Raw genomic sequence first — 26,119 nt, forward strand, 5'->3', positions numbered from 1 at the left:
AGGGTGCGCGCATGTCCGGATCCACGAAGACAATGGGAGTACTCACCGTAGGCGCCCTGGTGGCGGTCACCGCCTACACGGTGGCCCTGGGGAGCAATGGCTGGCTCTGGTTCGGCTGGGTGGTGCTGGGGCTGATCACCATGGGAATGGTCGCCACACGCGAGACCTGAGCCGGCCGGGACACCCGCGGCGCACACGACCGGGCCCCGTCGCTCCGGCCCGCGCGACGGGGCCCGGTCGCGTACGCCCGGACGGTGCCTGCCTGGGGTACGCGCCGAGCGCCTGCGCGGGCCGGGGCCGCCCGGACCCTACGTTGGGGCCCACAGCGCTGCCGTCAGGCGGCCCCCGGCCCGTGGAGTTCATGGTGGGATATCGCGCAGGATTGTCCGCTGCCGTACTGGCGACGGTACTGGCCGCCACCCTCGGAGCGTGTTCGGACAGCGGCGGGGGCAGTGGGAGCACCACCGCCACCCCGTCCGCGACCGCCACCTCGAAGCCGGCCTCGGCGCCCGCCTCCGCAGCGGCCACCGTGGCCTCGGTGTCCGGCCCGCTCGGCACGATCCTCGTCGACGGCGACGGACGCACCCTCTACCTCTGGGGGGCGGACACCTCCTCCAAGTCGACCTGCGACGGCGACTGCGCGCAGGCCTGGCCGCCCGTGACGACCACCGGGAAGCCGGTCGCCGGAAAGGGTGTGAACGCCGGCCTGCTGGGCACCACCACGCGTGCCGACGGCAGCAAGCAGATCACCTACAACGGGCACCCGCTGTACCACTACGCGGGCGACACGAGCGCAGGTGACACCAACGGTCAGGGGTCGAACGCCTTCGGTGCGGCGTGGTACGTGCTCGACCCGGCCGGGAACAAGATCACGAAGACCGCGCCGTCCCCGTCGTCGTCCCCGTCACCCTCGTCGTCCTCCCCGTCACCCTCGTCGTCCTCCAGCGGCGGCGGAGGCTACTGATCCATGCTCCTCGCACTGCTTCCCGCCAGGGCCCGCGTCGCCGTCGCGGTGTCGGCCGTCTGCGTGGCCGCGCTGACCGGCTGCTCCGGAGGCGGAGGCGGATCCTCCCCCTCCCCGAGCCCGTCCTCGGCCTCACCGTCCCCGCGCGGCGGCGCACTGATCACCATCAAGGACTTCGCCTTCCACCCGGCCTCGCTGACCGTGGCTGCGGGCACGAAGATCACGGTGACCAACAAGGACGCGGCGACCCACACGGTGACGGCCACCGGCGACAAGGCCTTCGACACCGGCCAGGTGAAGTCGGGGCAAACGGTCACCTTCACCGCTCCGGCCCGGCCGGGCTCGTATCCGTACATCTGCACCATCCATCCGACGATGAACGGAACGCTCACGGTCCGCTGAGACCCTCGGTTTTCCATGCCACGGCCCTTGGCCGCCGTACGCCATCGCGTATGGCAGCCAAGGGCCTCCGGGCACCGCTTGGACCCCGTTCGCCCCTCCCGCACCACGCCACCCTCCCATCACGCTCTGTCGCGCATGGTGTGCGGACGGCCGGTCAGGCAGCGCGCTCCGTCCACCCTGCGGGTGGCGCCTGCCGCGGCGCTGGAGTCCGCGTCCGGCAGGGCCCTGTCCTGCCGGTTCCTCTGCGACTGCGAACGGTGCGGCCCCTCGGCCGGGCGGTGCGGCGCGGGCGGTCCGCCACCGGCGCGCAGGGAGCCGGGCCTCGCCATCCGTCACCGGCTGTATGCGGACCCGCCGTCACGGGCCGGCCCGAAGGGCGACGGCGCGCAGCCGTTCGCGCGCGAATGCGAACGCGTGCGGCGGGCGCGGCACAGCCCGCGCACGGGCGCCGGCCGCGCCTGCGCGAGCACGTCCGTGAGCCCGGCTGGACCACGCATCCCGACCGGCGCCCGGCACTCCTCCCGGGACCGCCAACGGCCCCGCGCGAAGCGCCCGTTCGGCGTGCGTCCGAGTTAACGCGCTCTTAAGGCAGTTGTGATTTAACTCTTGACAGGTGCCTGTCGCCACGCCACTTTGGGAGCGCTCCCACAATCAAGACTTGCACACTCCACTCCCCTCCCTTCTCCCCCAACACCGGGTGACGACAAGGGTGTTACGGGGCGCAGCCGCGCTCCCCGTAACGCTCGACGCTGCCCGGCCGAGGAAGGCGTTCGTCATGAGCTTGGTGAAGCGCTGCAGACCCCGCCGCACCAGAGGGCTCCCGGCCCTCCTGGTCGGCGCCCTCGCCCTCGCGACCACCCTGGCGGGCGGACCGGCGACGGCCGCCCCGCAGGGCACATTGCATGAACTCGCCGCCGCACAGGGCAAGTACTTCGGTTCCGCCACTGACAATCCCGAACTGCCCGACGCCGCTTACGCGGCCACTCTGGGCTCCGAGTTCGGGCAGATCACCCCGGGCAACTCGATGAAGTGGGACACCACCGAGCCGGTGCAGGGCCGGTTCGACTTCGCCAAGGGCGATGTGGTCACCGACTTCGCGCAGCAGCACGGCCAGACCGTGCGCGGCCACACCCTCGTCTGGCACAGCCAGCTGCCCGGCTGGGTCGGCTCGCTGCCGCCGGCGCAGGTGGAGGCGGCGATGAAGAACCACATCACCGAGGAGGCCACGCACTACCGCGGCAAGGTCGCCGCGTGGGACGTGGTGAACGAGCCGTTCAACGAGGACGGGACCTACCGCGCCAGCCCCTTCCACACCGCCATGGGCAGCGATTACGTCGCCACCGCCCTGCGCACCGCGCACGCCGCGGACCCGGACGCCAAGCTCTACCTGAACGACTACAACATCGAAGGTCTCGGCGCGAAGAGCGATGCCATGTACGCGCTGGCGAGCAAGCTGGTCGACGAGGGCGTGCCGCTCGACGGGGTCGGGATGCAGGCACATCTGGCCGTCCAGTACGGCTTCCCGTACGAGATGCGGGCGAACATGCAGCGCTTCGCCGACCTGGGTCTCGATGTCGCCGTCACCGAACTCGATGTACGCATGCAGCTGCCCGCCGACGCCACCAAAGCGGCCACCCAGTCCGCGTACTACCGGCAGGTGACCGAGGCCTGTCTGGCCGTCGAGCGCTGCGTGGGGATCACCGTCTGGGACTACACGGACAAGTACTCCTGGGTTCCGGGCACCTTCCCGGGTCAGGGCTCCGCGAACCTGTACGACGAGAACCTGACGCCGAAGCCCGCCTACGACGCCGTGCGCACCGCGCTGGGCGGCGACGACGGCGGGGAGGGCGGCGACCCCGGCGCGCTGAAGGTGCAGTACCGCAGCAGCGACTCCTCGGCGGGTGACAACCAGATCAAGCCCGGTCTCCAACTCGTGAACACCGGAGCGACGGCGGCCAGCCTCCCGGAGGTGACGATCCGGTACTGGTTCACCTCCGACAACGGCGCCTCCACGTACAGCACTTGGTGCGACTGGTCCCCGATCGGCTGCAACACCGTGACCCATCGGGTCGCAGCCGTGAGCACCCCCAAGGCCGGCGCCGACCACTACCTCGAAGTGGGCTTCGGCAGCGGCAGCCTGGCACCGGGCGCCACGACCGGCGAGATACAGCTGCGGCTGAACAAGACGGACTGGTCGGACTTCGACGAGTCGGACGACTACAGCCACAACGCCGGCACCTCCTACGCGGACGCCCCGAAGGTCACCGTCTACGCCGGCGGCGAGCTGGTCTGGGGCATCGAGCCCTGACCTCCGGCCGCACCGGCCCGCACTCCTGCGCTCCACCCCCTTCCCCGCCATCCCCGCTTTCACCTCCTCCCTTCCCCCAACGACACCCGCCAATGGAGGATTTGTGTCGATATCACGTAGAACATTCAGCAGCGCCCTGGGCGGCAGCATGCTCGCCGCCGGCCTGGCGCAGGGCACCGCCGTCGCCAGGCCCGCCACCTCCGCGGCCGGCGGCAGCGCCAGGGCGGCCGCGGCCGACGACCCGTACACGCAGGCCTTCCTCACCCAGTACGGCAAGATCAAGGCGTCCGCGAACGGCTACTTCAGCCCGGAGGGCCTGCCGTACCACTCGGTCGAGACCCTGATGGTGGAGGCGCCCGACCACGGCCACCAGACCACGTCGGAGGCCGTGAGTTTCTGGATGTGGCTGGAGGCGGCGTACGGCCGGGTCACCGGTGACTGGGCACCGTTCAACGCGGCCTGGGCGGTGGCCGAGAAGACCATCATTCCCCAGCACGCCGACCAGTCGACCGCCGACTCCTACAACCCCTCGGCTCCCGCGACCTACGCCCCGGAACACCCGCTGCCCAGCGGCTACCCCTCCGCCCTGGACGGCACGGTCAAGGTCGGCACGGACCCGCTGGCCACCGAACTCGCCTCGTCCTACGGGACGATGGACGTCTACGGCATGCACTGGCTGATGGACCTGGACAACGTCTACGGCTACGGAAACAAGCCGGGTACCGGTGGCGAGTCCGGGCCGGGCGCCGGAGCCTCGTACATCAACACCTACCAGCGCGGCGCCCAGGAGTCGGTGTGGGAGACGGTCCCGCAGCCGACCACCGACCTCTTCAAGTACGGCGGTCCCAACGGGTATCTGGACCTGTTCGTCGGCGACGCGAGTTATGCCAAGCAGTGGAAGTACACCAACGCGCCGGACGCCGACGCCCGCGCGGTGCAGGCTGCCTACTGGGCGTACCGCTGGGCCTCGGACCAGGGCAAGGGGAGCGAGGTCGCGGCCTCGGTCGCGAAGGCCGCCAAGATGGGCGACTTCCTCCGCTACGCCATGTTCGACAAGTACTTCAAGCGGATCGGCGACTGCACCGACCCGGCCTCCTGCCCGGCCGCATCGGGCCGGGACTCCCAGCACTACCTGCTGTCCTGGTACTACGCCTGGGGCGGCGCCGCCGCGGGCAGCGGCGGCGGCTGGGCCTGGCGCATCGGTGACGGCGCCTCCCACCAGGGCTACCAGAACCCGCTGGCGGCCTGGGCGCTGTCCAACGTGCCGTCGCTGACCCCCAAGTCGGCCACGGCCAGGGGCGACTGGTCCAAGAGCCTCACCCGGCAGCTGGAGTTCCTGACCTGGCTGCAGTCCAGCGAGGGCGCCTTCGCGGGCGGCTGCACCAACAGCTGGGAAGGGAGCTACGGCGAGCCGCCGGCCGGCACGTCCACCTTCTACGGCATGGCCTACGACTGGCAGCCGGTCTACCACGACCCGGCGAGCAACAACTGGTTCGGTTTCCAGGCCTGGGGCATGGAGCGCCTGGCCGCGTACTACCACGAGACGGGCAACGCGTCCGCGAAGGCGGTGCTGTCCAAGTGGGTCGCCTGGGCCTCGTCCGAGACGACGGTCGGCGCCGACGGCAGCTTCCGCTTCCCGTCGACGCTCAACTGGACGGGTCAGCCGGACACCTGGAACGCGGCGAGCCCGGGGAACAACTCCGCTCTGCACGTCACGGTCGTGGACTACGCCAACGACGTCGGTGTGGGCGCCGCGTACGTCAAGACGCTCACCTACTACGCCGCCAAGTCGGGTGACGAGGACGCCGCGGCGCTGGCCAAGGCGCTGCTGGACGCGATGGCGCTGAACACCACCGACAAGGGCATCTCGGTGCCGGAGACCAGGAAGGACTACAACCGGTTCAACGACGAGGTGTACATCCCGGCCGGATGGTCGGGCACCATGCCCAACGGCGACACCATCGAGCCGGGTTCGACCTTCATCGACATCCGCAGCTGGTACAAGGACGACCCGGACTGGCCGAAGGTGCAGGCCTACCTGGACGGCGGCGCGGCCCCCACCTTCACCTACCACCGGTTCTGGGCGCAGGCCGCGCTCGCACTGGCCTTCGCGATCTACGCGGAGCTGCTGGTGGAGGGCGGCGGCGAGCCGGGCGGGGACACCGAGGCCCCGACGGTTCCGGCCGGTCTGACCGTGACCGCGACGACCAGCAGCAGCGTGTCGCTCTCCTGGTCGGCCGCCACCGACAACGTGGCCGTGACCGGCTACGACGTGTACCGCAACGGAGTGCTGGCGGGGAACGCGACCACCCGGGCGTTCACCGACGCGGACCTCGCCGCGTCCACCGAGTACAGCTACGCGGTCGCGGCACGGGACGCGGGCGGCAACACCTCGGCACTGTCGGCCGCGGTCACCGCCACCACCAAGAGCGGCGGTTCGACCGGCACGGGCGCGGTCAAGGTCCAGTACAAGAACACCGACTCCTCCGCGACCGACAACCAGATCCGCATGGGGCTGCAACTGGTCAACACCGGCAGCGCCCCGATCGACCTGTCGACGGTGAAGCTGCGCTACTGGTTCACCTCCGACGGCGGCCCGAGCACCTTCGGCACGTACTGCGACTACGCCGCGCTCGGCTCCGCCAACATCACCCACTCGGTGGTCGCCGTGGCCGGCCCGAAGACGGGTGCCGACCGCTATCTGGAGGTCGGCTTCACGGGCGGTGCGGGCACGCTGGCCGCCGGCGCCTCGACGGGCGAGCTCCAGCTGCGGCTCAACAAGAGCGACTGGTCGAACTTCAGCGAGAGCGACGACTACAGCAGGGCCGCCAACACCGCGTACGCGGACGCCTCCAAGGTCGGTGCCTATGTCGCCGGCGCCCTGGCCTGGGGGGTCGCGCCGTGACGGGCCTGCGGTTCCCGGCCCTGGCCGGGACGGCGGCGGCGCTGATGCTCGCCGCGGCGTCGCTGCTCACCGGTGCCGCGCCCGCATCGGCGGCGCCGGTCACCGACTGCAGCCAGTGGGGAACCACCGAACTGCGGGGCGGGGAGTACCTCTACCAGCAGAACGAGTGGAACTCCGAAGCCGAGCAGTGCGTGAGCGTCGACCCGGACACGGGAGCCTGGAGCGTCACCAAGTCCTCGTTCTCCCTGCCGACGAACGGCGCTCCGGCGACGTACCCCTCCAGCTACAAGGGCTGTCACTGGGGAGCCTGCACTTCGGACAGCGGACTGCCCCTGCGGGTCGACGAACTGGGCAGCGTACGCACCGACTGGTCGACCACCCAGGTCGACTCCGGCGCGTACAACGTGTCGATGGACATCTGGTTCAACTCGGCGCCGGTCACCGACGACCAGCCGGACGGCACCGAGGTCATGATCTGGATGAACCACCGCGGCGGGGTCCAGCCGATCGGCTCCCGCACCGCGACGGTGCAGCTCGACGGCCGGACCTGGGACGTCTGGACCGGTCCCGGCGCCTCGGGCTGGAAGGTGATCTCGTACGTCCTCCAGGGCGGCGCCACCGAGCTCGCCGGCTTCGATGTGAAGGGGCTGATCGACGACGGCGTCGGCCGTGGGTCGATCGACCCGTCGCACTACCTGATCGACGCCGAGGCCGGGTTCGAGATCTGGCAGGGCGGTCAGGGACTCGGGATGAACGGGTTCTCGTTCGAGGCGAGCACCGGGTCCGGCAGCGGTGGGCAGGACACCCAGGCCCCGACCGTGCCGGTGGGCGTGGCGGTGACCGGCACGACGGACAGCTCCGTCTCGCTGTCCTGGACCCCGGCGACGGACGACACCGCGGTCAGCGGGTACGACGTCTACCGCGACGGGGTGAAGGCGGGCTCCACCTCCTCGGCCTCGTTCACCGACACGGGCCTCGCCGCCTCGTCCTCGCACCGCTACACCGTGCGGGCCAGGGATGCGGCGGGGAACACCTCGGCGGCCTCCGCCGAGGTCCCGGCGACCACCGCGGCGGGCGGCGGCGGGACGGCCGGCGCGCTCAAGGCGCAGTACAAGAACAACGACTCGTCGCCGGGCGACAACCAGATCAGGCCCGGACTCCAGCTGGTCAACACCGGCACCACGGCGGTCGACCTGAGCGAGGTCACGCTGCGCTACTGGTTCAGCGGTGAGTCCGGCACCGCCTCGTACGGCACCTCGTGCGACTACGCGGTGATCGGCTGCGGCTCGGTCACCCACCGCGTGGCCGCCGCCGGCTCCCGGCCGGGCGCCGACCACTACCTGGAGGTCGGCTTCACCGGCGGCAGCCTCGCCGCGGGCGCCTCCACCGGGGAGCTCCAGCTGCGGCTCAACAAGGCCGACTGGTCCGCCTTCGACGAGACCGACGACTACAGCAGGGCCGCCAACACGGCCTTCGCCGACGCCTCGAAGGCCGGGGTGTACATCAACGGCGCCCTGGTCTCGGGCACCGCCCCGTGACCTGCCGCTGACCGGCCGGTCACCCACTGAACTCCCGATGGCGGGTCTTCCATCCCACCCCGCTGCGCCCGCCATCGGGGAACCACCCCCGTCCTCACGGACACACCGCGGGCCACCGTCTACGCCGACGGCGGCCCCGGGGGCCCCCGCCCCCATGCAGCACACCCCCATGAACCGTCCGCGGAGAGCTTCCGCGGGCGCACGAGAGGAGCACGGAGCCGCAATGAGTACCAGAGGCACCATCATGCACGGGCTACGCCGAAGGCTGGCCGCAGTCTCCGCCCTGGCCATGGGCGCGGCACTGGCGGTGGCCATCCCCACCCCCGCCGCCGCGGCGGCCCGGGTCGACAACCCCTATGTGGGCTCCACGGCGTACGTGAACCCCGACTGGTCCGCCAAGGCGGCGGCCGAGCCGGGCGGCAGCGCCATCGCCGACGAGCCGGGCTTCGTCTGGATGGACCGCATCGCGGCCATCGAGGGCTCGGCCACCGCGATGAGCCTGCGCGAGCACCTGGACACCGCACTCGACCAGGGCGCGAACCTGTTCCAGGTCGTCATCTACGATCTGCCGGGCCGCGACTGTGCCGCCCTGGCGTCCAACGGTGAACTCGGCCCCACCGAGCTCGACCGGTACAAGAACGAGTACATCGACCCGATCTCCGACATCCTCGCCGACCCGGCGTACGCGAGCCTGCGCATCGTCACCATCATCGAGCCGGACTCCCTGCCCAACCTGGTCACCAACGCGGGCGGTTCGGCCGGCTCCACCGAGGCCTGCGCCACGATGAAGGCGAACGGCAACTACGAGAAGGGTGTCGGCTACGCCCTGCACACCCTGGGAGCCATTCCCAACGTCTACAACTACATCGACGCCGCCCACCACGGCTGGCTGGGCTGGGACTCCAACTTCGTCCCCGCCGCCCAGGAGTTCAAGAAGGCCGCCACGTCCGAGGGCGCCACGGTCGCAGACGTCACCGGCTTCATCGTGAACACGGCCAACTACTCGGCTCTCAAGGAGCCGAACCTCAAGATCACCGACTCGGTGAACGGCACCACGGTCCGCCAGTCCAAGTGGGTGGACTGGAACTACTACGTCGATGAGCTGTCGTTCGCACAGGCGCTGCGCACCGAGCTGGTGAGCCAGGGCTTCGCCTCGGACATCGGCATGCTGATCGACACGGCCCGCAACGGCTGGGGCGGCAGCCGGCGGCCCGCCGGCCCGGGTCCGACGACCGGTGTGGACGCCTATGTCGACGGTGGCCGGGTCGACCGGCGCATCCACGCGGGCAACTGGTGCAACCAGAGCGGCGCCGGCATCGGCGAGCGTCCCACCACCGCACCCGAGCCCGGCATCGACGCGTACGTCTGGGCCAAGCCCCCGGGCGAGTCGGACGGCAACAGCGCCCCCATCGACAACGACGAGGGCAAGGGCTTCGACCGGATGTGCGACCCCACGTACACCGGTAACGGACGCAACGGCAACAACCTGACGGGCGCGCTGCCGAACTCCCCGCTCGCGGGCCACTGGTTCTCCGCGCAGTTCCAGGAGCTCGTGCGCAACGCCTACCCGGCGCTCGACGGCACCCCCGGCGGCGGCGACGGCGACACCCAGGCGCCGACCGCGCCGACCGGTGTGACCGCGACGGCGAAGACCAGCGGCAGCGTCTCGCTGTCCTGGACGGCGTCGAGCGACAACACCGGTGTGAGCGGCTACGACGTGTTCCGCGACGGTGCGCAGGTGGGCTCCTCCACCACGACCTCGTACACCGACGCGGGTCTGACCGCCTCGACCGCCTACAGCTACACGGTCAAGGCCAAGGACGCGGCCGGCAACGTCTCGGCGGCCTCCGCCGCACTGTCCGTCACCACCTCGGCGGGCGGCGGTACGGGAACGGGCGCTCTCAAGGCGCAGTACAAGAACACCGACTCCTCGGCGACCGACAACCAGATCCGCATGGGTCTGCAGCTGGTCAACACCGGCAGCACCGCGGTGGACCTGTCCACGGTGAAGCTGCGCTACTGGTTCACGCCCGAGGCGGGTGCCTCCACCTTCGGCACCTCGTGCGACTACGCGGTCATCGGCTGCGGGACCCTGACGCACGGCGTGAAGTCCGCCGGTTCGGCGGCCGGTGCCAGTCACTACCTGGAGGTCGGCTTCGGCAGCGGCACCCTGGCGGCGGGCGCCTCCACCGGTGAGATGCAGCTGCGGCTGAACAAGAGCGACTGGTCCAACTTCAACGAGGCGGACGACTACAGCCGTTCGACGTCCACGACCTTCGCCGACGCGTCGAAGATCGGCGTGTACGTGGCCGGTGCGCTCTCCTGGGGCACCGCCCCCTGACCCTGCCTGCGGCCTCCGTCCCCGTACTGACACGGTGACGGGGCCGGGCCCCGGGTTCACGTCCGACCCGCCCCCTGCCGGAGAAACCGGCAGGGGGCGGTGTCATGCGCGCGACCCCTCGGCACCGCCCCGTCCGCCGTACGACCGGCACCTCGCCGCGCGGCGCCCCGCCGACGGCGAAACCCCCGCATGAAGGGGTAGCGGTCAACTCTGCGGGAAACTGACAGTCACATGGCCGGACCAGGCCGAACGCCACCCTGGCGGCCGTCCGGCAGACCGGAGAGAGGTGCCGTGTTCTATTACCTGCTCAAGTACGTCGTCCTGGGGCCGCTGCTGCGACTGTTCTTCCGCCCCGTCATCGAGGGTGCTGAGCACATCCCGGCCGACGGCGCGGCCATCGTCGCGGGCAACCATCTGTCGTTCTCCGACCACTTCCTGATGCCCGCGATCATCAAGCGGCGCATCACCTTCCTCGCCAAGGCGGAGTACTTCACCGGGCCGGGTGTGAAGGGACGGCTGACCGCCGCGTTCTTCCGCAGCGCCGGACAGATTCCGGTGGACCGGTCAGGGAAGGACGCGGGGCAGGCGGCGATCCGTGAGGGGCTCGGGGTGCTGGGCCGGGGCGAGCTGCTGGGCATCTATCCGGAGGGGACACGTTCGCACGACGGCCGGCTCTACAAGGGCAAGGTCGGTGTGGCGGTGATGGCGATCCGGGCACAGGCGCCGGTGGTGCCGTGCGCGATGGTCGGCACGTTCGAGATCCAGCCGCCCGGAAAGGTCGTCCCGCGCATCAAGCAGGTCACCATCCGCTTCGGCGAGCCGCTGGACTTCTCCCGTTACGCCGGCCTGGAGAACGAGAGGGCGGCGATCCGCGCGGTCACGGACGAGATCATGTACGCGATCCTCGGACTCTCCGGTCAGGAGTACGTCGACGAGTACGCGGCCAAGGCGAAGGCGGCCGACCAGTCGAAGCGCGCGGGGAAGTTCCCCAAGCGCCGACGCTGACAGCGGATTCGCGGTCGGTGAACCCCGCTGGTCAGGGCGCCGGGAGCCGCCTAGCGTGCGGTGCATGAGCAAGGGACACGCATGGGTGCTGGGTGCTACGGGGCAGATCGGGCGGGCGGCGGTGCGCTCGCTCGTCGGGGACGGCTGGGAGGTGACCGCGGCCTCGCGCGGCGGTGGCCGTGACGCGAGCTGGGACGGCGGCGTCCGGACGGTGGCGCTGGACCGCGACGAGGACGGCGCCCTGGCGGCGGCCCTCGGCGACGGCTGCGACGTACTGGTGGACATGGTGGCGTACGGGGAGCAGCACGCCAGGCAGCTGACGGAGCTGGGCGGCCGGATCGGCTCGGCGGTGGTCGTCTCCAGCGGTGCGGTCTACGAGGACGACCGCGGCCGCAGTTTCGACACGCAGGGAGAGCCGGACGGGGCTCCGTGCTATCCGGTCCCGATCCCGGAGTCGCAGCGCACCGTCGCACCGGGCGGGGCCACGTACGCAAGCCGGAAGATCCGGCTGGAACAGGATCTCCTGGCGGCCGGTGACGCCCTGCCGGTGACGCTGCTGCGGGCGGGTGCGGTCCACGGTCCGTACTGCCGCTCGCCGCGCGAGCTCTACTTCGTGAAGCGGGCCCTGGACGGCCGCGCCCGGCGGGTGCTGGCCTACGGGGGATCCTCGCGCTTCCATCCGGTCCACTCCGCCAACGCGGCGGAGCTGATCCGGCTCGCCGCCCTGCGGCCCGGCTCGCGCGTGCTCAACGCCGCCGATCCGCAGGCACCGACGGTCGCGGAGATCGGCGAGGCGGTGGACGCGGTACTGGGGCGGCGGTCGCAGACCGTACTGATGCCGGGCGAACCCACGGCGGAGGATGTGGGTTCGACGCCCTGGAGCAGCGCGCATCCCGTCGTGTACGACATGACGGCCGCGGAGCGCGAGCTCGGGTACCGGCCGGTGACGGGCTATGCCGAGTCGCTGCCGGAGACGGTCGCGTGGATCACCGCGCAGCTGGCGGACCGCGACTGGACGGACGCGTACCCGGCCATGGTGCGGTCCTACGGCACCGGGCTCTTCGACTACGCGGCGGAGGACGCCTGGCTGGAGCGGTACGACCGGACGGCGTGAGGCGGGCGCGCCCATGCGAACGGGCCGCCGGAATCCTGCCGGCGGCCCGTCCTGTCACTCAGGTGCTACGGCTTGGGCGTGGCGTGCGGGGTGCACGTCACGTCGCGCCGGTCGGTGTTGCCCGTGAGCAGGTAGCTGTCCACCCGCTCGTTGATGCAGGGGTTGACCAGGCCGGTGACGCCGTGCGATCCGGCGCCCTCCTCGGTGATGAGGCGCGAGCCCTTGAAGCGCTTGTGCAGCTCGACGGCGCCCTCGTAGGGAGTGGCGGCGTCACGCGTGGACTGCACGATCAGCACCGGGGGCAGGCCCTTGCCGGTGCGGACGTCCAGCGGCGTCTGCTGCTCGGCCTGCCAGGTCGCACAGGGCAGGTTCATCCAGGCGTTGGACCAGGTCATGAACGGGTAGTCCCTGTGCAGCCGGCTGTTGTCGCGGTCCCACTTCTGCCAGCTGGTGGGCCACTTGGCATCCGCGCACTCGACCGCCGTGTAGACGGCGTTGCTGTTCTCGGACCGGATGTTGCCCGCCGTGTCCGACAGGTCGGGGGCGGCGGCATCGATCAGTGCCTGGGTGTCACCGGCCCGGTAGGCGCTCCAGGTCCGGGCGGTGGGCGCCCAGGCGGAGTCGTAGTACGGGGCGCTCTGGAAGAAGCCGATGAGCTCGGCGGGTCCGACGACGCCACCGATCGGGCTCTTCTTGGCGGCTGCGCGCAGCTTCAGCCACTCCTGCTCAACCTTCTGGGGCGTGTCGCCGATGTGGAAGGACGCGTCGTTGGCGGCGACCCAGGTCTTCCAGTCGTCCCAGCGCTTCTGGAAGGCGATGTCCTGGTTGAGGTTGGCCTGGTACCAGATGTTGTCCTTCGCCGGGTTGACGACGCTGTCGACGACCATGCGGCGGACATGGGACGGGAAGAGGGTGCCGTAGACGGCGCCCAGGTAGGTGCCGTAGGAGACGCCCAGGTAGTTGAGCTTCTTCTCACCGAGCGCGGCACGGATGACGTCCAGGTCCCGTGCGGTGTTCGGCGTCGTCATGTGCGGCAGCATCTCGCCGCTGCGTTCGGCGCAGCCGTCCGCGTACTCGGCGGCGAGCTTGCGCTGGGCGCTCTTGTCGGCCTCGGAGTCCGGGACCGGGTCGGCCTTGGGCGCCTTGACGAACTCCTGCGGGTCGATGCAGGAGATCGGCGCCGAGTGGCCGACGCCACGCGGGTCGAAGCCGACGAAGTCGTAGGCCTTGGCCGTGTTCACCCAGAGGGGGCTCTTGGTGGCTATCCGCTTGGGGAACGCCATGCCCGAGCCGCCGGGGCCGCCCGGGTTGTAGATCAGGGCGCCCTGACGCTCGCTGCTGGTTCCGGTGCTCACGTGCCGGTCGACGGCGAGACGGATCTGCTTGCCGTCGGGCTTGGCGTAGTCGAGCGGGACGGTGACCCATCCGCACTGGATCGGCTTGGCGATGGCCCAGTCGGCCGGGCAGTCCGCCCAGTCGATGCCGGCCCTGGCCGCGCGTGCTGCGGCCAGCTGCGCTCCGCGTGCCTCGGAGCCGCTGTGGTGGCGGCCGTCGGCAGTGGCGGCGGGTGCGGATATCGCACCCGCCATGAGCGTGCCCGCGATCAGAGCGCCGGCCGAGCCGAGCGCTGCTGTGCGTCTCAAGTGGAACCTCCCCATAGTGAAGCGCCTTTGGGTGCGGCGCCGTTCAGTAGGTACCTCTCGCGGATCCTGTCGTCTGTGAGGTGTCCGAGAACAGATCACACACCCACTTCTTTATCGAATCGATAACCGGTTACCGGTGTCCCGCTCAGCGGTGTTCAGCGGCTCGCGGTGCACGTCAGCTCGTCCGATGCCCGATCCAGCACGGTGCGCAGTTCCCGGGCGTCGGCTGCGAGGGCCGTCACCAGTACGGCGGGACCGGCGAGCCGGGTGAGGACGGCGGTCGGCCCCAGCACCCGGCTTTCGGGGCCCTTCTCCTCGAATGCCGGTTCCACGAGAAGGAGTTGACCGGCCGCCCGGTGTCCGCCGAGCACGGCCGGTCCGTCCCAGCCGCCGGGGGCCGCGGGCCCGTAGGCCACCTGCTGGTCCAGGAGCGGCCGCCCGGCGCGGTGGACGGTGAGCCTGCTGATGAGCGTGCCGGTGATCTCGCCGTGGCGGCCCAGGATCTGCTCCTCGCGCAGCATCAGCCGTGCGGTGGGGGCGAGTTCGGCCCGGGTGGTCATGGTGAGTACGCTTCCGTGCGCCGAGATGAGCTGTTCGGGAAGCCAGTCGAGCCGGGCGTCCTGCTCCACGTTCAGGGCGATGTCGTAGCGGGCGGGCTGCGCGGACGGCCCGGGTCCGGGCAGGGCGACGGTGGCCGCGGCCGCGTCGACGGTCAGCCGGGCCCCTCGCGCGGCCCGCACCTCGAGGGCGAGCCGGTCTCCGCCGAGGGGTGCGCTCATCGCGCCGACGACGGTGACCCGGGCGGATCCGGGGAGCACGGATCTCGTCCGGCGCAGGGCGAGCGGCCCGTCGCTCTCCAGGACGGGGAGCGAGGTGGTGCCGCGGCTGTCGCGTACGGCGGTGATGCGGGCGGTGGCCCGGACACTCATGCGGTCCAGGAGGCGAGCTGCCCCCGCACCCAGTCGGCGACGGGCCCGACGCCTTCGGCGGAGGTGAGCGAGGTGAAGGCGACGGGCCGTTCGCCCCGCTGCTCTGCGGCGTCCCGGGCCATCCGCCCGAGGTCGGAGCCGACGTAGGGAGCCAGGTCGGTCTTGTTGATCACGAGGAGGTCGGACGTGGTGACTCCGGGACCGCCCTTGCGGGGGATGTCGTCGCCGCCCGCCACGTCGATGATGAAGATCTGGGCGTCGACCAGCCCTTTGGAGAAGGTGGCCGTGAGGTTGTCGCCGCCGGATTCGACGAGGATGAGATCGAGCGGCCCGACGGTGTCCTCCAGGTCCTCGACGGCTTCGAGGTTGGCGGATATGTCGTCGCGGATCGCGGTGTGCGGACAGGCCCCGGTCTCGACGGCCTGGATCCGCTCGGGCGGCAGCACCGCGTTGCGCAGCAGGAAGGCGGCGTCCTCCCGGGTGTAGATGTCATTGGTGACGACCGCGAGGGACAGCTGGTCGCGCAGGGTGCGGCAGAGCGCGGCGACGGTCGCGGTCTTGCCGGAGCCGACGGGTCCGCCGAGTCCGATGCGCAGGGCCCGCCGGGTGCCGTCCGGGCGTGCGGCGTCGGCGCTGATCGCGGCCGCGCCGGGGTGGGAGTGGTCGAGGTGCATGGTGCGGCTCCTGTGATGTTGCGGGTCCGGGGGCGTTACGAGGCGAAGAGCCGGACCGGCCGTGCGGCATGGGCTTCGGCGCCGATGTCGAGCAGGGGGGCCGAGGCCGCGGGCAGTTCCTCGATGCTTCCGCGTGCGGCGGCGGCCGCCAGCCCGGCGATCCGGTCGAGGTCGGGGGCGAGCCGGGCGAGGACGGCGGTGGCCTCGAACGGGTTGAGGGAGAGTAGTCGGACGACGGCGGTGGCCGGTCCGCCGGCCGACTCGTACGCGGCGCAGTACGCGGCGTCCTCGGGCCCGAGCCCCGCCGCGCGGGCGGTGAGGCCGAGCACGACGGGCTGGTGGGCGCCGCGCGGCCGGGCCAGGGCGAGCGCGTCGAGTTCAGGGCCGGGCCAGGTGGCGCGGGCGGCCCGCATCAGCTGCCGGCCGAGCTTTCGGGCGGTGGCCCGCAGCGCCGGTGAGGGCGTACGGGCGTCGGCGGCCTCGTCCAGGGCCAGCGGGTCGTGCCCGTGGGCGGCCGCCGCGGCAAGCGCGGCGGCCGTGAGTCCTGCGGTGTTCAGGCGGCCCCGGCAGAAGTCGGCGAGGTCCTCGGCGTTACGGATGCGTCCTGCCTCGACGGCCGGTTCCGCGCCACCGGAGTGGGCGTGTCCACCGGCGGGAAACCGGCCGTCGGCCAGGACGAGCAGAGCTGCACGGCTCATCGGTGGCCCGTTCTCAGAAGAGGAAGTAGCGCTGGGCCATGGGAAGTTCGGCGGCGGGGGCCGGTTCGACCGGTTCGCCGTCGATCGTCACGGCGAAGCTGTCGGGGTTCACGTCGACCCTCGGCAGCGCGTCGTTCTCCCGCATGTCCGCCTTGGTGACGCCCCGGGTGCTGGTGATCGGCACGAACCGCTTCCCCAGGCCGAGCCGCTCGGGCAGCCCGTCCTCGATCGCCGCGCCCGACACGAAGTTGAACGAGTTGGCGGCCGGGGCCCGGCCGACCGCGCCGAACATCGGGCGGGGCAGGACGGGTTGCGGGGTGGGGATGGAGGCGTTGGCGTCACCCATCTGCGCGTACGCGATCTGGCCGCCCTTGATGACGGTCTGCGGCTTGACCCCGAAGAAGGCCGGTTCCCACAGGACCAGGTCGGCGAGCTTGCCGGTCTCCACGGAGCCGATCTCCCGGTCGAGCCCCTGGGCCACCGCCGGATTGATGGTGTATTTGGCGACATAGCGACGGACCCGGTGGTTGTCGGCCCGCCCGTCGCCCGGCAGTGCGCCGCGCCGCCTCTTCATCACATGGGCGGTCTGCCAGGTGCGCATGACGACCTCACCGATGCGTCCCATGGCCTGGGAGTCGGAGGAGATGATCGAGATCGCGCCGAGGTCGTGGAGGATGTCCTCGGCCGCGATGGTGGAGGGCCGGATCCGTGATTCGGCGAACGCCAGATCCTCCGGCACGGCCGGGTTCAGGTGGTGACAGACCATCAGCATGTCGAGGTGTTCCTCGATGGTGTTGACGGTGTGCGGCCGCGTCGGGTTGGTGGAGCTCGGCAGAACGTAGGGCTCCGAGACGACGCTGATGATGTCGGGAGCGTGCCCGCCGCCCGCGCCCTCGGTGTGGTAGGCGTGGATGGAGCGACCTGCGATGGCCGCCAGGGTGTCGGCGACGAAGCCGGCCTCGTTGAGCGTGTCGGTGTGGATGGCGAGCTGGGCGCCGGTCTCCTCGCAGACACCCAGGCAGGCGTCGATGACGGCGGGCGTCGCACCCCAGTCCTCATGGATCTTGAACCCGAGCGCCCCGGCCCGCAGTTGGGAGTGCATGGCCTCGCGGGACATCGTGTTGCCCCTGCCGAGCAGACCGATATTGACGGGGTAGGCCTCCAGCGCCTCGAACATCCGGGCAAGGTGCCAGGGGCCGGGCGTGATGGTGGTGGCCTTGGTGCCCTCGGCCGGACCGGTGCCGCCGCCGACGAGGGTGGTGATGCCGCTGGACAGTGCCTGGTCGAGGAGGGTCGGCGAGATGAAGTGCACATGCGCGTCGACGGCTCCGGCCGTGAGGAACTTGCCGTTCCCCGCGATGATCTCGGTCTCCGGCCCGATGACGAGGTCCGGGTGGACACCGTCCATCGTGTCGGGGTTGCCGGCCTTGCCGATTCCGGTGATCCGGCCGTCGCGGATACCGATGTCGGCCTTGACGATGCCCCAGTGGTCGATGACGACGGCGCCCGTGATGACGGTGTCGGGGGCACCTTCGGCACGAGTGGTGCGGGCCTGGCCCATGGACTCGCGGATCACCTTGCCGCCGCCGAACACCGCCTCGTCGCCCGCGAGTCCGGGGCCGCCGCAGCGGTCCTCCTCGATCTCGACGAGCAGATCGGTGTCGGCGAGGCGGATCCGGTCGCCGGTGGTGGGGCCGAACAGGTCGGCGTACACGGCGCGGTGGAGCTCAGCCATCGAGAGGGCCTCCGGTCTCGCCGCGCAGGCCGGGGACGACGCGCCGTCCGGCCAGGGGCACGAGTTCGATGTCGACGGGGACGCCGGGCTCGAAACGGACAGCGGTGCCGGCCGCGATGTTCAGCCGGAGTCCGCGGGCGGCCGCCCGGTCGAACGCGAGGCCGGGGTTGGCCTCGGCGAAGTGGTAGTGCGAACCGACCTGGACCGGCCGGTCGGCCGCGTTGAGGACGGTGAGACGGATGACGGGCCGGCCCGCGTTGAGCGGCACGGGGCCCTCGGCGTACAGGATCTCTCCGGGAATCATGAGCGGCGCCCCGTCAGACGATCGGATCGTGGACGGTGACGAGCTTGGTGCCGTCCGGGAAGGTCGCCTCGACCTGGACCTCATGGACCATCTCGGCTATGCCGTCCATGACGTCGTCGCGGGTGAGCACCTTGCGTCCGGATGCCATGAGCTCGGAGACCGTACGGCCGTCGCGCGCACCCTCCATCAGATGGGAGGTGATCAGGGCGATCGCCTCGGGGTGGTTGAGCCGCAGTCCGCGTGCGCGCCGCTTCTCGGCCACATCCGCGGCTACATGTATGAGCAGGCGTTCCTGCTCGTGCGGGGTCAGTTGCACGTGTCCACCTCACAGTCGTCCGCCCAGTACCGGCCCTGGGCGCAGCGAGACACTAGCCGCCCTCAACAGTCTGTTGAATGTCGAACCGGTGCCGCACGGCGAGGTATTGCACGTTAGAGCCGAAGTTTTTCCGGCGCGTTAACTGATCTTTTGCAGATCCATGGACATCAGCCCCCGCAGGCCGCGTTCCAGGAACTCGGGACCGGCGTCACCGAACATGGCGAGCTGGGCGATGAACCCCTGCGCGGTGGCGATCAGGGTGCGGGCGACATCGTCGTCCGGCACGTCGGCGGCGAGCGCGCCGGTCTCGCGGTACACCCCGACCAGTTCGGCCCACGCCGCCCGCAGGCCCGCGTAGGCCTCGCCGAGAGTCTTCGCCAGCCGCTCGCTGCGCAGGGTCTCCGACCACACCTGCACGATCAGACCGGCATAGGCCCGCCGGTCCAGGCCGCGCGCCGCATCCGCCTCGCCACCGAAGAGGGTGCGCGCGACGCTCCCGATCAGGACATCGGGCGCCGGCGGAGGGCTGAGGCGGGCCGCCTGCTCGAACGCCTCGCGGACACCGCCGACCGCCTCCCCCGCGATGGCCGCGATCAGGTCGTCCTTGCCACTGAAGTAGCGGTAGACCGCCCCCGCGGACAGCCCGACCTCCTTCAGGACGTCCTGCATGGAGGTGCCGTGGAATCCGTCGCGGGCGAAGCAGCGGGCCGCACCGTCGAGGATCTGCCGGCGGCGGGCATCGAGGTGTTCCTGGGATACACGGGCCATGACCCCAATCTAAAACGAACGTTCTTTCTTGACAAGCGGGCCACGCGGCAGGACAGTGGCGCCGTCAAGTAAAACGAACGATCATTCTCTTTGAATCGAGGCCCCCGTCATGTCCGCTGCCCCGAACCGCCGCCTGGTGGCGGTCGTTCTGCTGGTCCCCGCGGTGGTGGCCCTCGCCCTCTGGGCCTTCGCCTGGCCCGCCGCCCGGATGGCACCCCGGGAGCTGCCCGTCGGCGTCGCCGGCTCCGCACCGGCCGCCGATCAGCTCCAGCGACAGCTCGAGGAGCGCGTCGGCGCCTTCGAGGTCCATCGGTACGACTCCGAGGGGGCGGCCCGCACCGCGATCCAGGACCGGGCCGTATACGGCGCGGTGGTCGCCACCGCGAAGGGCCCTGAACTGCTGACCGCGTCCGCGGCCGGCCCCGTGGTCGCCCAGCTGCTGCACGACGCCCTGACCGCATCCCTCCCGGCCGGCACTACGGTGCCGGTCACGGACGTGGTGGCGGCGCCGGCCGCGGATCCGCGCGGCAGTGTGCTCGGCGCGAGCATCCTGCCGCTGGCCATCGCGGGCGTGGCCGCCGGCTCGGCCGTGACCCTGCTGCGGCTGCGCGGCGGGCGGGCGGGCGTCGCGCTGCTCGGCGTGGCCGCCCTGGCGGGGATCATCGCCACCGCGCTCACCGACAGCTGGCTCGGCGTCATCACCGGCGGCTGGTGGAGCGAAGCCGGGACCCTCGGCCTCACCGTGCTCGCCATCGGAGGGACGGTGGCGGGCCTCGCGGCGCTGATCGGCCCGGCGGGCGTCGGCCTCGGGGCCTTGCTGATGGTGCTCGTGGGCAACCCGTTCTCCGGAGTGACCAGCGCTCCCGAACTGCTTCCCGCGCCGGTCGGGACGATCGGCCAGTGGCTGCCGCCGGGCGCGGGCGGTTCACTGCTGCGGTCGGTCGCGTTCTTCGACGGACACGCGGCGGGTGGACCTGCTCTGACCCTGGCCCTGTGGGCCGCACTCGGACTGGCCGCGGTGGTCATCGGCGGCCGCCGCCGGCCCCCGGCACCCCACGCACCCGACGCCGAACCCGCGCGGCAGCCCGCCCTGGCGGGCTGAGCCATCCACGACCGGAGGCCGTGCACCCCGCAACCGCCGGGGTGCACGGCCTCCTCGCGTCCGGGTCAGCTCCCCGGGGCCTGATGTCCCCGGTGTTCGGCGGCGATCCCGAAACGGCGCCGTTCGCCCGCAGCGGACGGCGAGGTGCCGATCGAGGAGACCGAGCTGATCACCTGCTCCTGCTCCGCCGCCTCATCGCTCTCAAGTCGCTCCAGGTCAGCAGCCGATACGAACGCCACGAGCGGCTTGCCGTGCCGCGTCACGACCACGCGCTCGCCGCCGTAGACGACTCGGTTGATCAGTTCGGCGAGCTCAGCTCGGGCTTGCGTCACCGGAATCTCGTAGGCCATGCTCCCCAGCCTACGTAATGTCCAGCTGGTCGGCCCTGGTCCATGGCGACAGCGATCGTCCAGGTCAGACGCTCCCGCACGTTCTCGTCCGGCCCGCGCCGTGCGAGACGGCGCGCCCGGCCGGAGCCGGTCGGCCGGTTCGGGGCGCGGCAGGGCCGCGCCGTCGGTGAGAGCGAGCGCCACGCCTGATCCCGGGCCCCGGACACTTCGGGGCACCCGGATCAGAGGGCAGAGGTCCAGAGTCATGTCCGCCTGCAGCCCGCCGAGGATCTAGTCCACGCCCGTGGGGTCGAGGTTGCTTCAAGGCCGGTTGGCCGGCGCCTGGGCCGGGGCCCACAGCAATCGTCCTCGTGGGGGGCGGCTGCCGCGTGGCAGCCTGCTCGGACTCGTCCGAAGCAGGGTGGTCACCGGCCGGCAGGAGCCGTCGGAGTCGCCGCACGCATGGGGTGCACCACCCATGCCGCCCAATGACCCGTGGGCCACCTCAGCCGCGAGCACACCTCGCCCCGGCCGCGTCGCGCGGGTCACCCCGGCGTCACAAGCCCGGTCCTGGAGCTCCGTGCCGACACGCTGCCCGGCTCCACCCGAGCCCCGAGGGCCCGGCATCACCTCGGACCGCCTCACTTCCCACTCGGTTTCAGCGAGGGCGAAGCAGCCTGATGACCAAGGCGTCCAGCATTTGGCGGGATGTCCGCCCTCACGAACAGTCAGAACAGCATCCGTCCCGGGGATTTCAGTGGATCACCAGGGCCTACCCATCACAATCTTCTGTACGTCCTGTACATTTTCTACAGACAGGTGCACGTCGCCCTCCGGCGCCCGGCACCCCGGAGGAGAGGCCCCGCCATGCACCGCCCCGCCGCCCGCTACGTACTGCCCGAGTTCACCGAGCGCACGTCCCAGGGAACCCGCACCCTCGATCCGTACTCCAAACTGCTGGCCGAACGGGTCGTCTTCCTCGGCACACCCGTCGACGCCACGGCCGCCAATGACCTGATCGCGCAGTTCATGTATCTGGAGTACGACGCGCCCGACCGGCCGGTCTCGCTCTACATCAACTCTCCCGGCGGCGAGTTCGGCGCCATGACCGCGCTCTACGACACGATGGCGTACCTCTCCTGCGAGGTGGAGACCTTCTGCCTCGGCCAGGCGGGCGCAGGCGCGGCCGTGCTGCTCGCGGCGGGCACCCCCGGGCGACGGCACGCCCTGCCCGGCGCCCGCGTGGTGGTGCAGCAGCCCGAACTCGCCGAGCCGGTACGGGGACAGCCCTCCGACCTGGAGATCGAGGCGCGGGAAGTGGCCCGGATGCGCGACACGCTGACCGGGATGCTGGCCCGTCACACCGGCCGCTCCGCCGGACAGATCACCGCCGACACCGAGCGCGATCTCATCCTCGACGCCGAGGGAGCCAAGGCGTACGGGCTGATCGACCACATCCTGCAGAACCGCGGACCGTCGCCGGCGCCGCACACCGGGCGGTGAATCCCCGATGCCGCCCCCGGAGTTCACGCCACTGCCCGCCCTGACCCGCGCGGAGGGCGAGTTCATCGACCGCTACCTGCAAGTCCTGGACCAGGTGGGCCGGATCAATCCGGCCCGCGGCGGCGACACCTACCAGGCCCTGCGCGCGGCCCAGGCGCTGGCCTCGCACTCGGTCGCGCTGCGGGACGCGCTCGCGTTGATGCACACGCGGGGCGAAGCACTGATCCATACGGCCACGTTGACCCGGGCGCTGCGCGTGCTGGACGGGGAACGGCGCGCCGCGCGGGTCATCGTGCCCCCCGCCCCGCCGAGTTGACCGGCTCCCCCACCGCGACACGCCCGGCGGGGGGACCGAGTTTTCTCGCTCGTTCGGCGTAGGCGTTAGCTCGCACGAGGGACAACTCAATTTGCGTTTTCGAGGTGGACGGTGGGTGAAATCTCCCGTTTCTTCGCTGGTACGGCACCGGTCGGCACGGGCAGGCAGTTTCCCGAATAGCCACCTGTCCACCCGAACGGGTCAGTGGTGATGAGCCTCACATATCGTCGTTTCACCTCGGAAATCAGGCACTCGGTGAGTCAAGATCCCTGGGACGACAAGCCCCCGCCACCGCGGCGGGGCGGTCCGGGCGGACGCCGAGTCCTGCCGCCGTCCGGATGCCTGGTCGACAGGAGTGGATCGGCAGGAGTGGAGGACCCGAGCACAACGGGCCGACCGGATTTCCGGTCGTCCCTCGGGGTGAAGCCGCATCCGCGGCCGGGCAACTTCGCCAGCCCGAACCCGACAGGTCATCCTTCACAGGCGGCTGACGAAGGGTTGCGCATGTCTGCGCAGGTTCATGTCCCGTCTCTGCTTGCCCGGGCCACGACGGCCTCGGTGATGACTCTCGCCGCCGTCGGCGGCACCTTGTTCGTTCCCGGCGCCGCGGCCGAGGCCCAGGCCGCGACCCACTCGATGAAGGCGCTCAACGTCGCCGCGTCCAAGAAGGGGGCGCCGTACCGCTGGGGCGCCACGGGCCCCAGCCGCTTCGACTGCTCCGGTCTGACGCTCTACTCGTTCAAGAAGGCGGGCAAGACGCTCCCGCGCACCGCCCAGCAGCAGTACAACAAGACCCGCCACATCTCGTCCTCCAACCGGCAGCGCGGCGATCTGGTCTTCTTCCATTCCGGCCGCAGCATCTACCACGTGGGCATCTACGCGGGCAGCGGGAAGATCTGGCATTCGCCCAAGACCGGCGCCGTGGTCCGGCTGGAGAAGATCTGGTCGAAGAGCGTCTACTACGGACGGGTCCGCTGAGGCCCCTTCCCCGTCCTGGACCGGGCCCCTGCGTCAGTGCAGCAGCGGGCCGGTCACCAGGACCAGCCCCAGTACGGTGAGCGCCGCGCCGCTGCCGCCCTCGATCGCCCGGGCGGTACGCGGCCGGCGCAGCCACCGGCCCAGGCGGTCCACCAGGAGCACCACGGCCGGGAACCAGATCAGCGCCAGCAGCACCACGATCGCGGCGAGCAGCAGTGTCCTGGGCAGCGGCGCGGCCCCTGCCGGGACGAACTGCGGAAGGAGGCTGAGGAAGAGTACGGGCGCCTTGGGGTTCAGTGCGTTGGTGAGGAATCCCTGGCGCAGGGCACGCCCGGTCCCGTCGACGGCCCGCCCGCCGTCCGCCCCGTCCCCGGGGCCCGGCGCCCGGCCCGTGCGGTGCCTGGCCGCGTACAGGGCACTGATCCCCAGATAGAGCACATAGGCGCCGCCCAGGAGCTGGACGGTCCGGAACAGCACCGGCACAGCCACCAGCACGGCCGCCAGTCCGGCGACCGCGAGCGCGGTGTGGACGAGCAACCCTCCGGCGACTCCGAGCGCGGTCGCCACTCCCGCCGCCCGCGAGGCGAGGGCGTTGCGTACGACGACGGTGAAGTCGGCGCCGGGCAGCGCGACCATGGCGGCGGCGACCCCGATGAAGGCGGTCAGTTGTGCGTCCATGGCTCCACCCTGGACCCCAGGAGCCTTTAGCATGTACTTGCAATCTCCTGGGTCTGCCAAAAGGAATGCTTAATGTACGACCCGACGCGGCTCGCGGCGCTGGTGGCGGTCGCCGAGGCCGGCTCGATCACCCGGGCCGCCGCACGCCTGGGCTACACCGCCCCGGCCCTCTCCCAGCAGCTCGCCAAGCTGGAGCGGGAGGCGGGGGCGGCCCTGCTGGTGCGCCACCACCGGGGGGCCCGGCTGACGGCGGCGGGCGAACTGCTCGCCGGGCGCGCCCGGCGGGTCCTGGACGAGATGGATCAGGCCCGTCACGAACTGGCCCGTCTCGCCGGGCTCTCCGGCGGGCGCCTGCGGGTCGGCACCTTCACCACGGCGGGTATCCATCTGCTGCCCCCCGTGCTGAGCGCGTTCCGCCGGGCGCACCCGGACGTGGAGCTGGTCGTCACGGAGTACGAGCCGCCGGACGGGGTGGCCGCGGTGGCGGCGGGCGAGGTCGATCTGGCGCTGACCCACGCCTACGAGCCCGCTGCCGCGACGGCGCTGCCCTCGGGCGTCCTGGCCGAGCCGCTCCTGATCGAGGAGCTGGTGCTGATCACCGCCGTCGGACAGGTCCTGTCCGACGGCAGCGGTCGGCTCCCGGTGACGAAGCTGGCGGGCCGGCCCCTGATCAGCAGCGCGCCCACCCATCCGCCGCGCCGGGGTGTGGAGAGCGCACTCGCCGAGGCGGGGGCGCTGCCGGCGGTGGTCTGCGAGTCGCCCGGCTATGCGCTGGTGTGCGCCCTGGTCAGTGCGGGCATCGGGATGGCGGTGGTGCCCGAGATGGTCGCCGCGATGTCGCCGACGCCACTGGCCGTCCGGCGGCTGGAGCCGGCGGCGTTCAGCAGGACGATCTCGGTGGTGCACCGCGGCGAAGGGACGAGCGCCGCGGCGGCGACGCTGCGGGCCCTGCTGCGCAGTGGCTTCGGACGGGCGGCCGCGGCGCCGCAGTGAGCGTGGCGGCCGCCGGAAGCACTCACTGCCGGACGGAAACCCTCCACGGCACCGCTCACTGCCGGACGGGAACCCTCCACGGCACCGCTCACTGCTGGACGGGAACCCTCCACGGCACCGCTCACTGCTGGACAGGCACGTGCCACGGCAGCGCGATCCAGACGGTCTTGCCGCCGTCGGGGGTGGGGGTGACGGTCAGCCGGCCCCCGTACTCCTTGGCCAGCGAGCGGATGATCACCATGCCGCGTCCGTTGTCCTGCTGGACGGCCGCGGGCAGCTTCTGCGGCCAGCGGGGGTGACTGTCCGTCACCCCGAGACGCAGCTGCTCCTCACGCTCCAGCCTCAGGTCCACGGTGAAGGTGGGTGACTGCCCGAACGTGTGCTGGACCGCGTTGGTCGCGAGCTCCGAGACGATGAGCCGGATGGTGTCGGCAGTCTCGGTGTCGTCGGGCAGTCCCCATTCGGCCAGTATCCGGGCCACATATCTCCGGGCCGCGGAGACCGAGACCGGCTCGCTCGGCAGAGTGACGCTTGCTTCTTGATGGTCTGCCATGGCGAGCCGTCCCTTTCCCACCC

25 protein-coding genes and 1 riboswitch are annotated in these 26,119 nt (G+C 71.3%); of the genes, 14 read left to right on the plus strand and 11 right to left on the minus strand.

Annotated features, from left to right (window positions below; genetic code table 11):
• The first annotated feature begins 11 nt into the window (after positions 1-11).
• The 9 genes from OG782_RS04255 (at position 12) to OG782_RS04295 (ending at position 12,577) form a co-directional block, all read left to right on the plus strand.
• Complete coding sequence (locus OG782_RS04255; protein ID WP_393055031.1) at positions 12-170, plus strand: hypothetical protein; 159 nt, start codon at positions 12-14, stop codon at positions 168-170.
• A 212-nt stretch (positions 171-382) separates the two neighbouring features.
• Positions 383-964 (plus strand): hypothetical protein, encoded by a 582-nt coding sequence (locus OG782_RS04260; RefSeq protein ID WP_406448046.1) that lies wholly within the window; start codon positions 383-385, stop codon positions 962-964.
• Positions 965-967: 3 nt separating this feature from the next.
• The gene (locus OG782_RS04265; RefSeq protein ID WP_406448047.1) at positions 968-1,366 is read left to right on the plus strand and encodes a cupredoxin domain-containing protein; all 399 of its coding nucleotides are present in this window, start codon (positions 968-970) and stop codon (positions 1,364-1,366) included.
• Positions 1,367-2,141: 775 nt separating this feature from the next.
• The gene (locus OG782_RS04270) at positions 2,142-3,674 is read left to right on the plus strand and encodes an endo-1,4-beta-xylanase (RefSeq protein ID WP_406448048.1); all 1,533 of its coding nucleotides are present in this window, start codon (positions 2,142-2,144) and stop codon (positions 3,672-3,674) included.
• Between the two features lie 148 nt (positions 3,675-3,822).
• Complete coding sequence (locus OG782_RS04275; RefSeq protein WP_406458836.1) at positions 3,823-6,579, plus strand: glycoside hydrolase family 48 protein; 2,757 nt, start codon at positions 3,823-3,825, stop codon at positions 6,577-6,579.
• Between the two features lie 44 nt (positions 6,580-6,623).
• Positions 6,624-8,117: a GH12 family glycosyl hydrolase domain-containing protein gene (locus tag OG782_RS04280; protein ID WP_406458838.1), complete on the plus strand. Its 1,494-nt coding sequence runs from the start codon at positions 6,624-6,626 to the stop codon at positions 8,115-8,117.
• Positions 8,118-8,340: 223 nt separating this feature from the next.
• Entirely contained in the window at positions 8,341-10,458 is a 2,118-nt protein-coding gene (locus tag OG782_RS04285) for a glycoside hydrolase family 6 protein (RefSeq protein ID WP_406448049.1), read from the plus strand.
• Positions 10,459-10,749: 291 nt separating this feature from the next.
• The gene (locus OG782_RS04290) at positions 10,750-11,463 is read left to right on the plus strand and encodes a lysophospholipid acyltransferase family protein (protein ID WP_406448050.1); all 714 of its coding nucleotides are present in this window, start codon (positions 10,750-10,752) and stop codon (positions 11,461-11,463) included.
• Between the two features lie 64 nt (positions 11,464-11,527).
• Positions 11,528-12,577, plus strand: coding sequence for an NAD-dependent epimerase/dehydratase family protein (locus OG782_RS04295; RefSeq protein WP_406448051.1), 1,050 nt, complete (start codon positions 11,528-11,530; stop codon positions 12,575-12,577).
• A 65-nt stretch (positions 12,578-12,642) separates the two neighbouring features.
• Here the strand turns inward: OG782_RS04295 and OG782_RS04300 are convergent, their stop codons facing one another.
• From OG782_RS04300 to OG782_RS04335, 8 genes are all read right to left on the minus strand, one after another.
• A complete protein-coding gene (locus tag OG782_RS04300) occupies positions 12,643-14,166 on the minus strand; it encodes an alpha/beta hydrolase (protein WP_406458840.1) in 1,524 nt (507 codons plus the stop codon).
• A gap of 209 nt (positions 14,167-14,375) precedes the next feature.
• Positions 14,376-15,149, minus strand: coding sequence for an urease accessory protein UreD (locus OG782_RS04305; protein WP_406448052.1), 774 nt, complete (start codon positions 15,147-15,149; stop codon positions 14,376-14,378).
• A complete protein-coding gene (gene ureG, locus OG782_RS04310; protein WP_406448053.1) occupies positions 15,146-15,823 on the minus strand; it encodes an urease accessory protein UreG in 678 nt (225 codons plus the stop codon). The genes OG782_RS04305 and ureG overlap by 4 nt, the downstream gene beginning before the upstream one ends.
• Positions 15,824-15,858: 35 nt before the next feature.
• Complete coding sequence (locus tag OG782_RS04315) at positions 15,859-16,521, minus strand: urease accessory protein UreF (RefSeq protein ID WP_406448054.1); 663 nt, start codon at positions 16,519-16,521, stop codon at positions 15,859-15,861.
• A 13-nt stretch (positions 16,522-16,534) separates the two neighbouring features.
• Positions 16,535-18,256, minus strand: coding sequence for an urease subunit alpha (locus OG782_RS04320; RefSeq protein ID WP_406448055.1), 1,722 nt, complete (start codon positions 18,254-18,256; stop codon positions 16,535-16,537).
• Positions 18,249-18,560: an urease subunit beta gene (locus tag OG782_RS04325; protein WP_406448056.1), complete on the minus strand. Its 312-nt coding sequence runs from the start codon at positions 18,558-18,560 to the stop codon at positions 18,249-18,251. The genes OG782_RS04320 and OG782_RS04325 overlap by 8 nt, the downstream gene beginning before the upstream one ends.
• A gap of 13 nt (positions 18,561-18,573) precedes the next feature.
• Complete coding sequence (locus tag OG782_RS04330) at positions 18,574-18,876, minus strand: urease subunit gamma (RefSeq protein ID WP_406448057.1); 303 nt, start codon at positions 18,874-18,876, stop codon at positions 18,574-18,576.
• A gap of 138 nt (positions 18,877-19,014) precedes the next feature.
• Positions 19,015-19,644 carry a TetR/AcrR family transcriptional regulator gene (locus OG782_RS04335; protein ID WP_406448058.1) on the minus strand — a complete coding sequence of 210 codons (630 nt, stop codon included), beginning with the start codon at positions 19,642-19,644 and terminating at the stop codon, positions 19,015-19,017.
• A 109-nt stretch (positions 19,645-19,753) separates the two neighbouring features.
• Here OG782_RS04335 and OG782_RS04340 point away from each other — a divergent pair, with 109 nt between their 5' ends.
• Positions 19,754-20,746 (plus strand): ABC transporter permease, encoded by a 993-nt coding sequence (locus tag OG782_RS04340; RefSeq protein ID WP_406448059.1) that lies wholly within the window; start codon positions 19,754-19,756, stop codon positions 20,744-20,746.
• A 65-nt stretch (positions 20,747-20,811) separates the two neighbouring features.
• Here OG782_RS04340 and OG782_RS04345 read toward each other — a convergent pair whose 3' ends face one another.
• Positions 20,812-21,096: a type II toxin-antitoxin system Phd/YefM family antitoxin gene (locus OG782_RS04345; protein ID WP_406448060.1), complete on the minus strand. Its 285-nt coding sequence runs from the start codon at positions 21,094-21,096 to the stop codon at positions 20,812-20,814.
• Positions 21,097-21,942: 846 nt separating this feature from the next.
• Here OG782_RS04345 and OG782_RS04350 point away from each other — a divergent pair.
• The 3 genes from OG782_RS04350 to OG782_RS04360 all read left to right on the plus strand — a co-directional run bounded on the left by OG782_RS04350 (position 21,943) and on the right by OG782_RS04360 (position 23,872).
• Positions 21,943-22,578 carry an ATP-dependent Clp protease proteolytic subunit gene (locus OG782_RS04350; RefSeq protein ID WP_406448061.1) on the plus strand — a complete coding sequence of 212 codons (636 nt, stop codon included), beginning with the start codon at positions 21,943-21,945 and terminating at the stop codon, positions 22,576-22,578.
• A gap of 7 nt (positions 22,579-22,585) precedes the next feature.
• Positions 22,586-22,894 carry a hypothetical protein gene (locus OG782_RS04355; RefSeq protein WP_406448062.1) on the plus strand — a complete coding sequence of 103 codons (309 nt, stop codon included), beginning with the start codon at positions 22,586-22,588 and terminating at the stop codon, positions 22,892-22,894.
• Positions 22,895-23,199: 305 nt separating this feature from the next.
• A riboswitch (cyclic di-AMP (ydaO/yuaA leader) is annotated at positions 23,200-23,395 on the plus strand.
• A 3-nt stretch (positions 23,396-23,398) separates the two neighbouring features.
• Positions 23,399-23,872, plus strand: coding sequence for a C40 family peptidase (locus OG782_RS04360; protein ID WP_406448063.1), 474 nt, complete (start codon positions 23,399-23,401; stop codon positions 23,870-23,872).
• 33 nt (positions 23,873-23,905) lie between these two features.
• On the opposite strand, the gene OG782_RS04365 is transcribed toward OG782_RS04360, so the two are convergent.
• Positions 23,906-24,550, minus strand: coding sequence for a LysE family translocator (locus tag OG782_RS04365; RefSeq protein ID WP_406448064.1), 645 nt, complete (start codon positions 24,548-24,550; stop codon positions 23,906-23,908).
• Positions 24,551-24,622: 72 nt separating this feature from the next.
• On the opposite strand from OG782_RS04365, the gene OG782_RS04370 reads away from it, so the two are divergent.
• Entirely contained in the window at positions 24,623-25,543 is a 921-nt protein-coding gene (locus tag OG782_RS04370) for a LysR family transcriptional regulator (protein ID WP_406448065.1), read from the plus strand.
• A gap of 121 nt (positions 25,544-25,664) precedes the next feature.
• On the opposite strand, the gene OG782_RS04375 is transcribed toward OG782_RS04370, so the two are convergent.
• The gene (locus OG782_RS04375) at positions 25,665-26,096 is read right to left on the minus strand and encodes an ATP-binding protein (protein WP_406448066.1); all 432 of its coding nucleotides are present in this window, start codon (positions 26,094-26,096) and stop codon (positions 25,665-25,667) included.
• Positions 26,097-26,119 lie beyond the last annotated feature (23 nt).

The organism is Streptomyces sp. NBC_00876 (genome assembly GCF_045207435.1).
Taxonomy (GTDB): Bacteria; Actinomycetota; Actinomycetes; order Streptomycetales; family Streptomycetaceae; genus Streptomyces.

Coding starts and splice junctions, on each gene's coding strand:
- OG782_RS04255 (WP_393055031.1), top strand. CDS start 12: ATGTCCGGATCCACGAAGACAATGGGAGTACTCACCGTAGGCGCCCTG.
- OG782_RS04265 (WP_406448047.1), top strand. CDS start 968: ATGCTCCTCGCACTGCTTCCCGCCAGGGCCCGCGTCGCCGTCGCGGTG.
- OG782_RS04270 (WP_406448048.1), top strand. CDS start 2,142: ATGAGCTTGGTGAAGCGCTGCAGACCCCGCCGCACCAGAGGGCTCCCG.
- OG782_RS04275 (WP_406458836.1), top strand. CDS start 3,823: ATGCTCGCCGCCGGCCTGGCGCAGGGCACCGCCGTCGCCAGGCCCGCC.
- OG782_RS04280 (WP_406458838.1), top strand. CDS start 6,624: ATGCTCGCCGCGGCGTCGCTGCTCACCGGTGCCGCGCCCGCATCGGCG.
- OG782_RS04285 (WP_406448049.1), top strand. CDS start 8,341: ATGAGTACCAGAGGCACCATCATGCACGGGCTACGCCGAAGGCTGGCC.
- OG782_RS04295 (WP_406448051.1), top strand. CDS start 11,528: ATGAGCAAGGGACACGCATGGGTGCTGGGTGCTACGGGGCAGATCGGG.
- OG782_RS04300 (WP_406458840.1), bottom strand. CDS start 14,166: ATGGCGGGTGCGATATCCGCACCCGCCGCCACTGCCGACGGCCGCCAC.
- OG782_RS04305 (WP_406448052.1), bottom strand. CDS start 15,149: ATGAGTGTCCGGGCCACCGCCCGCATCACCGCCGTACGCGACAGCCGC.
- ureG (WP_406448053.1), bottom strand. CDS start 15,823: ATGCACCTCGACCACTCCCACCCCGGCGCGGCCGCGATCAGCGCCGAC.
- OG782_RS04315 (WP_406448054.1), bottom strand. CDS start 16,521: ATGAGCCGTGCAGCTCTGCTCGTCCTGGCCGACGGCCGGTTTCCCGCC.
- OG782_RS04320 (WP_406448055.1), bottom strand. CDS start 18,256: ATGGCTGAGCTCCACCGCGCCGTGTACGCCGACCTGTTCGGCCCCACC.
- OG782_RS04325 (WP_406448056.1), bottom strand. CDS start 18,560: ATGATTCCCGGAGAGATCCTGTACGCCGAGGGCCCCGTGCCGCTCAAC.
- OG782_RS04335 (WP_406448058.1), bottom strand. CDS start 19,644: ATGGCCCGTGTATCCCAGGAACACCTCGATGCCCGCCGCCGGCAGATC.
- OG782_RS04340 (WP_406448059.1), top strand. CDS start 19,754: ATGTCCGCTGCCCCGAACCGCCGCCTGGTGGCGGTCGTTCTGCTGGTC.
- OG782_RS04345 (WP_406448060.1), bottom strand. CDS start 21,096: ATGGCCTACGAGATTCCGGTGACGCAAGCCCGAGCTGAGCTCGCCGAA.
- OG782_RS04350 (WP_406448061.1), top strand. CDS start 21,943: ATGCACCGCCCCGCCGCCCGCTACGTACTGCCCGAGTTCACCGAGCGC.
- OG782_RS04355 (WP_406448062.1), top strand. CDS start 22,586: ATGCCGCCCCCGGAGTTCACGCCACTGCCCGCCCTGACCCGCGCGGAG.
- OG782_RS04360 (WP_406448063.1), top strand. CDS start 23,399: ATGTCTGCGCAGGTTCATGTCCCGTCTCTGCTTGCCCGGGCCACGACG.
- OG782_RS04365 (WP_406448064.1), bottom strand. CDS start 24,550: ATGGACGCACAACTGACCGCCTTCATCGGGGTCGCCGCCGCCATGGTC.
- OG782_RS04370 (WP_406448065.1), top strand. CDS start 24,623: ATGTACGACCCGACGCGGCTCGCGGCGCTGGTGGCGGTCGCCGAGGCC.
- OG782_RS04375 (WP_406448066.1), bottom strand. CDS start 26,096: ATGGCAGACCATCAAGAAGCAAGCGTCACTCTGCCGAGCGAGCCGGTC.